Annotated in this window: 9 protein-coding genes and 1 pseudogene; 5 read left to right on the top strand and 5 right to left on the bottom strand. The window is 57.3% G+C overall.

Annotation, left to right across the window (positions count from 1 at the left end; translation table 11 throughout):
* A pseudogene (locus AB4Z52_RS35235) lies at positions 1-142 on the bottom strand (acetate/propionate family kinase); the annotation flags it as partial.
* A gap of 372 nt (positions 143-514) precedes the next feature.
* Between AB4Z52_RS35235 and AB4Z52_RS35230 the strand changes: the two are divergent.
* The 5 genes from AB4Z52_RS35230 to AB4Z52_RS35210 all read left to right on the top strand — a co-directional run bounded on the left by AB4Z52_RS35230 (position 515) and on the right by AB4Z52_RS35210 (position 7,191).
* The gene (locus AB4Z52_RS35230; protein WP_442222464.1) at positions 515-739 is read left to right on the top strand and encodes a DUF1810 family protein; all 225 of its coding nucleotides are present in this window, start codon (positions 515-517) and stop codon (positions 737-739) included.
* Positions 740-997: 258 nt separating this feature from the next.
* On the top strand, positions 998-5,479 hold the full coding sequence (locus AB4Z52_RS35225; protein WP_442222463.1) for a PAS domain-containing protein: 4,482 nt from the start codon (positions 998-1,000) through the stop codon (positions 5,477-5,479).
* Complete coding sequence (locus tag AB4Z52_RS35220; protein ID WP_442222462.1) at positions 5,476-6,117, top strand: response regulator transcription factor; 642 nt, start codon at positions 5,476-5,478, stop codon at positions 6,115-6,117. Before AB4Z52_RS35225 ends, AB4Z52_RS35220 begins: the two co-directional genes overlap by 4 nt.
* A gap of 2 nt (positions 6,118-6,119) precedes the next feature.
* Positions 6,120-6,497, top strand: coding sequence for a response regulator transcription factor (locus AB4Z52_RS35215; RefSeq protein ID WP_442222461.1), 378 nt, complete (start codon positions 6,120-6,122; stop codon positions 6,495-6,497).
* A 1-nt stretch (position 6,498) separates the two neighbouring features.
* Complete coding sequence (locus AB4Z52_RS35210) at positions 6,499-7,191, top strand: response regulator transcription factor (RefSeq protein WP_442222460.1); 693 nt, start codon at positions 6,499-6,501, stop codon at positions 7,189-7,191.
* Between the two features lie 98 nt (positions 7,192-7,289).
* Here AB4Z52_RS35210 and AB4Z52_RS35205 read toward each other — a convergent pair whose 3' ends face one another.
* From AB4Z52_RS35205 to AB4Z52_RS35190, 4 genes are all read right to left on the bottom strand, one after another.
* A complete protein-coding gene (locus tag AB4Z52_RS35205; protein WP_442222459.1) occupies positions 7,290-7,877 on the bottom strand; it encodes a glutathione S-transferase N-terminal domain-containing protein in 588 nt (195 codons plus the stop codon).
* Positions 7,878-8,050: 173 nt separating this feature from the next.
* Positions 8,051-8,737 carry a response regulator transcription factor gene (locus AB4Z52_RS35200; RefSeq protein WP_442222458.1) on the bottom strand — a complete coding sequence of 229 codons (687 nt, stop codon included), beginning with the start codon at positions 8,735-8,737 and terminating at the stop codon, positions 8,051-8,053.
* 520 nt (positions 8,738-9,257) lie between these two features.
* Complete coding sequence (locus AB4Z52_RS35195; RefSeq protein ID WP_442222457.1) at positions 9,258-10,010, bottom strand: SDR family oxidoreductase; 753 nt, start codon at positions 10,008-10,010, stop codon at positions 9,258-9,260.
* A gap of 157 nt (positions 10,011-10,167) precedes the next feature.
* Entirely contained in the window at positions 10,168-10,572 is a 405-nt protein-coding gene (locus AB4Z52_RS35190) for a cupin domain-containing protein (RefSeq protein WP_442222456.1), read from the bottom strand.
* Between the last annotated feature and the right edge of the window lie 451 nt (positions 10,573-11,023).

Below are 11,023 nucleotides of genomic sequence, written 5' to 3'. Positions count from 1 at the left end.
GCCGGAAGCTGAGGGGGCGGCGGCGGAAATCGATCAGTCCCGTGCCGACGCGGCGGGCTTTGTCTCCATCGATCTCGAACAGGCCTATCTTGACCGTCGAGGATCCCGCATTGAACGTTAAAAGTAGGTCAATATGCGTCATGTCCAATCTCTCGCGACGATGTTGTCCAGTGGTCGTGACGCACTGCCTGGCTACAGTCTCCCTAAGGACGTGCAACTGACTTTATGCTGCTGCAAGCGAACTGATGATGACGGGAAGGCGATCACATAGCGCATCAACTTCATCGTGTTCTTTGTTACGTGCAGTGGACAGCTTAGCGAAAGAGTGAGAGGGACGACAGATAAACGAAGGTTTGCGTCGCTGCGGCATACCTGCCGTCTCGATACGTTCACGCAACAGCGATTGGCGGATCGTAGGAATCGGGTTGCTATTGTGCGGCGTCTGGAAGCCGGAGAGCCAGGATTTTCACTTAGAAACCTGGCGATGGGCTCGATGATCTGATCGGGTGATTTCATTAACTCGCTCGACGAGGCGAGTGCCTATTTCGCCGTTCCGGTTTTGGGCGGTCGCTATCGCGAGTGCATCGCCGCACGCCACCACATCCCGAAACTAAGCGCCCACATCATTTCCAGCGATGTCGACGCCAAGAAACTGCACGCGTCGATGACCATACTCGACGTGTGGTTCGAGATCTTGCTCGATCCGGACACGATGAGTGATCTCGCACGAAGCTATTGAGACAATTACTCACGTCTGATGAGGTGATGTTGCCGCCTGGCCCAGCCGACTTTTTCCGGTACGCCCGGCCTATTCCAGCTTTGCAGGCTCGCAGCGCAGCGGCAATGTCTCCCGGCAATGCATGGATTTCCATGAGTTGCGACTGGAGCCTTGCGGGACTACGCTCGGATCATGAGTTCGCCAGCTCCAAAATCGAGAATACATTCTGCACGAGACGCTGATGGTCCTCTGGCTTTCTTTGTCCGACAGGAGCTGCTGATGATGCGTATCTGGTCGCACCGCCCCCAATTCTGGCATCTGGGTCTTTTTATTGCCGCCTATGTCCTGGGCTGCGGATTCGCCCAGTTGCTTGCAATCGTGCCTGGAACAGGTATTTCCATTTGGCCACCAAGCGGGCTCTTCATTGCTACGCTTGTTCTTGCCTCCAGGCTTAGCTGGCCGTGGTGGATTCTGGGGGGTTGTCTGGCTGAATTGTTCAGCAATTTCCTGTGGTTTCACAGTCCTCTGCCTGCTGCCTTCCTGATGTATGTCGGCAACGCTCTAGAAGCGGTAACCGGGGCATGGCTCGTGAGCCGGATTTTGAGGCGACCAATTCGGCTGGAAACCCTGCGGGAAGTTCTTGCATTCGTCTTACTGGGCGCAGGAATTGCGCCAGTTGTAAGCGCGACGGTGGGAAGTGCGACGCTTGCGTGGTTTGGCATACTATCGCAAACCTTCGGAGCGGCTTGGCCCCTTTGGTGGATTGGCGACGCCACTGGGGTCTTGATCGTAGCTCCACTGGCGCTGGTCGTATTCCAGAACTGGCACGGTAAAGCCCAGTTTTCGGCCGTTCGTTGGATTGAAGCCTGCGTCCTGGGGCTGATCTTTCTTGGCGTCGCCGCCCTTACCTTGAGCGGTTACCTGCCCTTCGCCTATATCATCATGCCGCCTCTCCTTTGGGCTGCAGTGCGTTTCGAGTTCAAAGGCGCAGCCGTTACCTTGGCCCTCCTCGCACTGATCACAGCCGCTTTCACAATATCCGGCGCCAGTCCGTTTGCCGGCGATCCCGAGTCCCAGGAACACAAGCAGATCATGCTGCAGCTTTTTCTGGCGATCTCGGCATTTTCAGCGCTCATCGTAGCCGCGATATCCCGGCAGCACCAACTGGCGGTGCTTACGTTGCGCCAAAGCTTAGGGGCGCTGCGCGACCGGGAGCAGGAGCTCTCTCAACTGGTCGATATGGTCCCGAGCCACGTTTGGCGTCTGAGGCCCGACGGCGAGCCTACCTTCTTCAACAGGCGCCTGGTCGATTTTCTCGGTCTGGATGTAGCGGATGCGGATAAACCGGGCATGAGCCGGCTGGAAGCGGTCATAGAGACAGTCATTCATCCCGATGATGCGTTTGAGCTCAGGACTACCTTGAGACGTTGTCTTGTCACTGGCGAGACGTTCGCCATGCGCTATCGACTGCGGCGGACCGACGGCATCTATCGCTGGATGTCGAGCCGTGCCGAGCCGATGCGGGATCAGGCCGGAAGCATCACCCAGTGGTATGGCATCGGTCACGATGTCGAGGACCAGATGCAGGCCGAGGAGGCGGTGCGGCAGAGTGAGCGGCAGCTTCAACAACTGATCGACGCTGTGCCGGCCATGATCTGGACTGCAACGAACGAAGGAAAGCCGGACTACGTGAACAAGCAGTTCACCGATATCGTGGGCGCTACCCTTGCCGATATGAGAACGCCCGACGGCATTGCTTCATTAAATTTGATCCATCCTGAAGACAAGCAAAGGGCAGCACAGGCATTGGCCGACTCACTTGTTACCAGACAACCCTACAGCCTGAGGCTTCGGCAAATTCGGAACGACGGGGTCTATCGCTGGGTTGAGGCCCGGGTTGCGCCTCTGCAAGATGAGTCCGGGGCTATCCTGCGATGGTACGGCGTCAATGTCGACGTCGACGACGAGGTTCGCGCGCAGGAGGCGCTGCGCGAGCGTGAGCGCGAGCTGTCGCTGCTCGTCGATATGGTCCCGGTTCACATTGGCCGCATGTCGCCCAACGGCGAGCCGACCTTCTTCAGCAAGCGCACGTTGCAATCGATCGGCCTCGACCACGTCGCGGCGTGGGACAAACCAGAGATGAGCCGCTTGGCGGCCCTTATAGGGGCGACCGTCCATCCAGAAGATGGCCCGCGCATGCGGGACGTGATTGACCGCGCCCTCGCCACCGGTGAACCCTATACCATAAGGTATCGCCGGCGCCGCGCAGACGGCATCTATCGCTGGATGGAGGGCCGCGCCGAGCCATTGCGGGATGACAAGGGACTGATCGTGCAATGGTACGCGGCTGCCATCGACATCGATGACGAGGTGCGCGCGCAGCAGGCGTTGCGAGAGCGCGAGCGGGAGCTCCAGCAGTTGATCGACGCGGTGCCGGCTCTGATCTGGGCGACATCGCCCGAAGGAACGCCGATCTACATCAACAAGCGGTTCAGGGATGTAACGGGTGCTACGCTCGAGGATATCACAGCGCCTGATGGTTCGCCGTCCCTGAGCGTGATCCATCCGGAGGACAGAGCCGCGGCTCGGCAAGACATCAGCAATTCGTTCAGAACGGGTGCCCCCTACGTTCAGAGGTATCGTCAGCTGCGGACCGACGGCAGCTATCGTTGGACTGAGACCCGCGCAGAGCCGTTGCGTGACGATACCGGTGCGATTGTCCACTGGTACGGCGTGAGCGTGGATATCCACGAGCTCGTGACCGCACAGGAGGCCTTGCAGCAAGGCGAACGCCGCTACCGCGACCTCTTCCACTATATGCCCATCGGACTCACCCAGGTGGATGCAAGCAAGCTCATTCCCCTGTTCAAGGAGTTGCGGGCTCAGGGTGTGACGGAACTCAGAACCTACATCGACGAACATCCCGAATTCCTGCCGCGTGCGGTGGAAGCTCTGGAGGTTGAAGAGGTCAACCAGCATATCATCGCGATGTTCGGCGCAAAGGATGCCGGAGAGATGCTCGGGCCTATTGCCCGCTACTGGCAGCCGAGCATTGCCACCATACGCCGCTCCATCGAGGCGCGGTATCGTGGCGAGGAAGTCTTTCAGGAAGAGACCAGGGTAGCGCGCGTGGACGGCAGCGTCATCGATGTTCTCTTCACGACCGCTCGCCCCGGTTCGGTTGCCGACAAAAGTCTGGTCGGCTTCATCGATATCACCGAGCGCAAGAAGGCCGAGGCAGCGTTACGCAACCGGGAGCGGGAATTCTCACAGCTCGTCGACTTGGTTCCGAGCCTACTATGGCGGCTAAGTCCGACGGGCGAGCCGGTCTTCTTCAGCAAGCGCATGATCGAATTCCTCGGCTTTGGTGTAGGGGACTACGATGGGTCGGAAATGAGCGGGCTAGCAGCAGCCATAGCGGCTCTCGTCCATCCCCATGATGCCGTCCGACTGGCGAAAGCGCTCGAACATTCCTTCGCCACCGGCGAGGCCTTTTCCCTGAACTATCGCCTGCGTCGTGCGGATGGGGTCTATCGCTGGATGTCGGGGCGTGCGGAGCCCCTGCGGGATGAGAGCGGGAGAATCGTTCAGTGGTATGGCCTCTCGCATGACATCGACGATCAACTGCGCATCGAGGAGGAGGTGCGAGAGAGAGAACGTTCGCTCTGGCAGCTCGTTGAGACACTCCCCGTAATGATCGATTGCGCAGCGCCGGATGGGGAGCCGCTCTATCGCAACCCTCAACTCCGCGATTTCCTCGGATATAAGCTCGAAGACCTGGACGGAACGGGGAAGTCCCGATTGGCCGGCACACTCGATGCCGGCGTTCATCCTGACGAGGTCGCTGGCGTCAAAGAGAACTATGGGTATTCATTGGCAACGGGCGAGCCATATGCGCGTAGACACCGCCTGCGGCGATTCGATGGCGAATATCGCTGGGTCGAGACGCGTGCTGCACCAATGCGTAACGCCGGAGGTGCGATCGTTCAGTGGAATGTCATCTGCCTGGATATCGACGGCGAAGTTCAGGCGGAGGAAAAGTTGCGTCTTGCGCAAGAGAGCCTTGCACGGGCAAGCCAGGCAGCGAGCCTCTCTGAGCTTTCGGCTTCTATCGCGCACGAGGTGAACCAGCCCCTGGCGGCCGTCGTTGCAAACTCGCACGCCTGCCAACGCTGGCTGATGTCCGAACCGCCAAATATTGAGCGAGCGGAGAAAACAGTAGAGCGCATCATTCGAGATGCCAACTCGGCGGCTGATGTTGTCAGCCGCATTCGCGCCTTGTTCAAGCAATCCCTGGACACGAGGATCTATACCGCACTCGCCAGCGTGATCAACGAAGCACGGAGCCTGATGGCTGTTGAAACGTCACGGCGTCGCGTGCGGATGGACGTGAAGATCGACGGCGACTTTCCGCTCGTTGCCATGGATCGCGTCCAGATCCAGCAGGTTCTGATCAATCTCATTCGCAACGGCATGGAGGCTATGGACTCTATTGCAGGCGACAGAGTGCTGGGGATACGCATGCGCCATATGGGGGATGTCATCCAGACTGACATCAGCGATCAAGGCCAGGGTATTGAATTTCCCGACAGAATATTCGAGCCATTCTTTACGACAAAAGAAGACGGCATGGGCATGGGGCTGGCGATCTGCCGTTCGATTGTCGAGTCACACGGTGGACGATTGTGGGCGGAGAACAACGAACCGCATGGCGCGACGTTCATCTTCACCTTGCCGGTTGAAATGAAGGCAGTGCCATGACAACCGATAATCATATTATCTTCATCGTGGATGACGATGAACGAATTCGTGAAGCTCTCAGCGAGCTCTTGGACTCGCATGGCTTACGCGCCGTCGCATTTGGATCTGCCGGTGACTATGTGAACGCGGACAAGCCGGATCTCCCTGCCTGCCTCATCCTCGATATCGAATTGCCTGATATCAACGGCCTCGACCTGCAGAAGCAGATCGCGGATGGGGCTCATCCGCCGATCGTCTTCATTACAGGACATGGCGACATTCCATCTTCGGTGCGTGCGATCAAGCACGGCGCCGTGGATTTTCTGACCAAGCCATTTAGCGATGCGGATCTTATGGCGGCGGTCCACGCAGCGATTGCTCAGGATCGGCAAAAGAGGTTCGAACGGGCTGAACTCGGCATACTGAGACAACGCTACCTCGAGCTGACACCGCGAGAGCGCCAGGTTCTGCCGCTCGTCGTGAGTGGCCTTCTCAACAAGCAGGCGGCAGCAGAGCTGGGGATCAGCGAAGTCACGCTGCAAATCCACAGAAGGAACGTGATGCAGAAAATGGCGGCGGCATCGCTCGCCGATCTCGTGCGTATAGCTGAGAGATTGGAAACACCAATTACCCACTCGCGCAGAGTGGGAGGGAATTGAACATGAACAAGACAAGACATGTCGTGGCAATTGTTGATGACGATCCAAGAATGCTTGAATCGGTGGGCGACCTTCTGGAATCTGCGGGCTATGTGGCTCGCAGCTTCTCGTCGGCAGCATCGTTGCTCGTCAACGGACTATCGGACCTCGACGTGCTCATCACCGATATAGGGATGCCTGGAATAGACGGCTTTGAACTTCGTGACCTAGTGAAGAAGGCACGCCCGGAACTGCCGGTATTCCTGGTCACAGGCCGCCACGAGATAGCGGATCAGAGCCGCGCTCAAGGCATCAGCGGGTTTTTTCGCAAGCCCTTCGATGCCCAGGCGCTGCTCACGGCCATCGCCAACGCGTTACACAAGTCGAGAGATGGAGGGTGACATGAGAGTTGACCAACCGTTGCTGCGAAGTTCGGCGGCGTTATCGCCGCAGCGCAGAAATGAAGAGGATCAGCCGCTCGTCGCTATTGTCGATGATGATGCATCTGTTCGGGAAGCGTTGGCGGAATTGATCCTGTCAGCGGGCCTCCAGCCGGTCAGCTTTGCCTCGACCCGCGAATTGCTTGACGCCGATATATTGGACAGCCCCGGCTGCTTGATACTCGATGTGCGCATGCCTGGCGCAAGCGGTCTCCATTTGCAGCAGCAGCTGGCGGAAAACGGCAACCCCAAGCCGATCATCTTTCTGACCGGGCATGGCGATATTCCGATGACCGTCCAAGCGATGAAGGCCGGCGCTGTGGATTTTCTCACCAAGCCGGTGCGGGACCAAACACTGCTTGACGCTGTGACCACGGGCATCGCGATGGATGCCGAACGACGAGCGGAAGCCGTGATCACTAGGCGCAATATCGAACGTTTTGAGACGCTGACGCAGCGCGAGCGCGAGGTGCTGTATGAAGTGGCGCATGGACGTCTTAACAAGCAGATCGCCTTCGATCTCGGCATTAGTGAAGTGACAGTCAAGCTGCATCGCGGCAATGTCATGCACAAGATGGAGGCCGCCTCCATCGGAGAACTGATCCGGACGTGGCAAACTCTGCCGGTGCAAATGCGTCAGGCCGGCGCACGCTAAAACTGAAACCGCCTTGCGGGAGATCTACTCCGGCAGGGCGGTTCGGATCCAACCAAATATGCTTCGCTTTCGATATACCGAGTGCAGCAATTCGGCGGCTAAGCAGCCAGCCCTTCCTGCTGCATGGCCAGTTGGACGGCGGGCCGGGTTTTCATCCGAGCACGCAGTTCGGCCAGTCGCGGCGGAATCTCGACACCGAACCGCTCGGCCCAGAGCAGCGTCACGAACAGATAGAAATCTGCAACAGTCGGCTCGTCACCCAGCAAGTATTTTGTCGTCAGCCTATCGGAAAGGAGTTTGAACCGAAAGGTAAGGGCGGCTTTTGCTGCGGCCTTTTCGGCATCGCTGCCGGCGTGCCACATCGGCTTGAATCCTCCATGCAATTCCGTTGAGATGTAGGTGAGCGCTTCCAGAACGCGGGTGCGCCCGAGGGGGCCGGAGCCCCCGAGTTTTGGAAATTGGCTCGCCAGCCAGTCGAGGATGGCGATGTTTTCGGTCAGCGTTTCGCCGTTGTCCAGCACCAGCGCCGGCACGTACCCTTTCGGGGTGATTTCGTTGAAATCGCCACCCGACATGATCCGTTTGGTTTTCAGGTCGACCTGCTCGCGCTCATATGGCGCGCCCGATTCCTGAAGCGCTATGTGATCAGCGAGGCTGCATGCCAGCGGACTATAATAGAGTTTCATCGTTGGTTTCCTTTGGAGAGTGGTGTGATTTTCCGAGTTAAATCTTCCCTCCCTGGCAGCTCTCCGGCATGCCAGGCAATTCTGACGAGCATGATCTGTAGGCAACCGCGATCGGCGCCGCGGCGAGGAAGGGCAGAACAATGGCGAGGAGCGCGGTTAGCGTCGGGCAAAGCTCAAGAGTGCAGGTCTTCGACCTCAAGCGGACGCGCAGCAAACACCTCCATGCGTGGGGCCCGGTGCATCTGGTCGAATTTACGAACGACGTCGACCAGGGAGCGAGCTTGCAGCTTCTTCATCATGCGTCCCCGATGGAGTTTCACCATGATCTCGCTGATCTTCATCTCGTACGCGATTTGCTTGTTCATCAGACCCTTGGACACGTAGGCAAAGACCTCCGTCTCGCGAGGCGTTAAGGTTTCCACGCACGCCCGAGATTGTAGGAAAGCAGCGGTCTGATCGCGCAGCTCGAGATTGCGCTCGAAAGCCAACCGGGTGGTTTCGATGAGCGACTTACCATCGAACGGCTTCAATAGAAAATCAAACGCGCCTGCCTTCATGGCATACACGCTCGTCGCCACATTCGCGTTGCCGCTGATAAAGATTATTGGAAGAGGGTATCCCATCGCCTTCAGCCGAGCCTGAAGCTCGATACCAGTCATTCCGGGGAGCTTGACATCCAGGAGTATGCAACCCGGCAATGATAGATCGGCGTTGTCGAGGAACTCGTCAGCTGTGCCGAATGCATCGGCGCACATTCCGGCCGATTCGAAAAAATTCAACAGCGACATTCTAAGGTTGAGATCGTCGTCAATGATGTGAACAGTCGCTTCCGGACTGTCGGAGCAGATAACCTCGAGCATTTGACTTCTCCTGAGTTGGGGCCCTAAGGGATCCGTGAAGGCTTCGTCCGCGGCCTTGGAAGATTGTTCTAGAACCCACTCTATCGCTCTCGCATATCGATCACTATTAGACTGCAGCCGCGGTTGACCTGTCCGAAAGTCTAGGGCTGCATTGCCGCGATGGTCAGGTCTGTAGCTTATGTGCCTGGAACAAGGTCTTCGCGCCCCGTTTCGTGGCGCGGGCCCAAACACAGAAAAGGCCGTCTTTGATGATCAAAGGCGGCCCTGGGCGGACGGGGCTGATGTCCGCGTGCTTCGCTGACGGGGGAGAGCAGCCGAAGCAAGTCTGCCACGGTCGCTTGGGAGGAAATATCGCGCCGCTGACGAATATAACGCTACAATGACTGGACATGGTTTGCATGATATACAGTGGTATACGTCGTGGATGGTTGGGGATCGATACTGAACCATCCAACGAATTGCACTTTCGCAAAAAATTTTTTGCGATATGCAGGCAAAGGCAGAGACGCCACGTTGATGTCTAATTGGCCAAAGATTGGGATAGCCAGTCGACGTACCGCAGCGAACCCATCCGTGTCCCCTCGATCGGCAGCAACGTGTCGTCGTTCAGCTCGACGCCGTAGTAGCGCGCGCTGTCATCGGTAATAACCTGGCGTATGTCTTCGTTTGCTGTGAGGTACATACGAGCAATTTGGTCGAGACCAAATTGCTCGCGCCCGCCAATCTCGACTATATCGTTCCTTGGTGTTCCCATCGCTAATTCGGCCAGCATATCGGCAACGTTGTCAGCAGCTATGGGCCTTACAGACGCCGACGGAAGCCGGAAACCCTCGCCATCCACCCCCATGTCGATCACGCCGCTGATAAACTCGAAGAATTGTGTGGAATGAAGGATGGTATAGGGCCGTCGTGCTGCCCTGATGAGATTTTCCTGCACCATCTTCGCGCGGAAATAATCACTTTCAACAAGGCGCGGTGTACCCACCACGGAGAGGGCAATATAGTGCGTGACGCCTGCTTCTGCTGCAGCGGCCAATAGATTCCGGGTGGAGGCCTTGAAAAACGCCAGCGCTGAGTTGTCGCCAAATGACGCGGCGTTGGTGACGTCGATGACGACGTCGGCTCCCGCTATGGCTGGCTTGAGGCCTTCTCCTGTCACGCTGTCCACTCCGAGAGATGTGGATGCAGCAACGACTTCGATACCTTCCTGCCGAAGGTTGTCAACCAGGCGCGTCCCGATGCGCCCGCTTGCTCCCATGACCGTTATTTTCATCGACCTGCTCCATCTACTATGCCGAGTCACAATCTTGTTTTGCCTTGAGTTGCCAAGGGGCGTCCAGATCCGAAGCGATGCCGGAGGCGGCGGCGTCCGACCGTCACCCCCAATAGGAAAGCGACGATTATCTAGTCCCTCCTCATCGGACTGAATGTCACTTCAGGGGCATGACAACCGGAGCGTCCTTGTTCTTAACCAGCACAACGATAAACTTCGCCGGTTTAGACTTGCTCGCATTGCGGCTGATCATGTGAATGTCGGAAGGACCCTCGTAAAAGGCCTCTCCCGGCGATAGGGTGACTTCTTTTTGTCCCTTGAGCTGCATCACGATCGAGCCCTCCAGAACGTAGACGAATGCATTTGCCTCATGTTTGTGAGCCTCAGAGGAGCCTCCCGGCCCATACTCCACCGATATCATCAGCCCCTCCTTGCCAGGAAAATTTGGGAGGTCCTTTTTCATGAGCGGTGTAACTGTTGCATCGTTGTCAGCGGCGGCCGCTAAAGTGCTGGCGAGACAAATGCTAGCTGAGAGCAATAATGTGGATAGGGCAGAATTCATTGTCATAACCCCTTTGGTTATTGTTGAATGCAGACGTGCGAAACCAAGCTTCCTGCTGGCGGCCCTTTCGGGCCAGACTCCGCGCTTCGAGAGTCCAAGGATGTGCCGGTTTGCGAAGAGTAGGAGACGGCGACCGGCGGCGCTAGCAAACTAAGGTTTGCATTGACGTGAACGCTCCTAGAGGTCGATGATCGTTACTCTTCAAACTCTTATGTTCGTTTGCAAGCTCTTTAGTCATGATCTTTCCTTTCCGGCTTTGACGACGAAAACACATGCGTGAAGCTGTTGAACAAAGCAGGAGACAGGGCATTTTGACGACGGCTGGCATACTCTTATGCGCGGGTTGGGTACCGCATTTCCGTGTGTTCGTCTGGGGCTGTCTTCTGTCTAGAATCGGGCATGGATTTTATCCGCCACATAGTTTGAACGAGGGTTCCCCACCGGAGCCCTG

The sequence above is a fragment of the Rhizobium sp. 2YAF20 genome, from assembly GCF_052114685.1.
Classification (GTDB): Bacteria; Pseudomonadota; Alphaproteobacteria; order Rhizobiales; family Rhizobiaceae; genus Rhizobium.
This window is presented reverse-complemented; position numbering and strand designations above follow the sequence as displayed.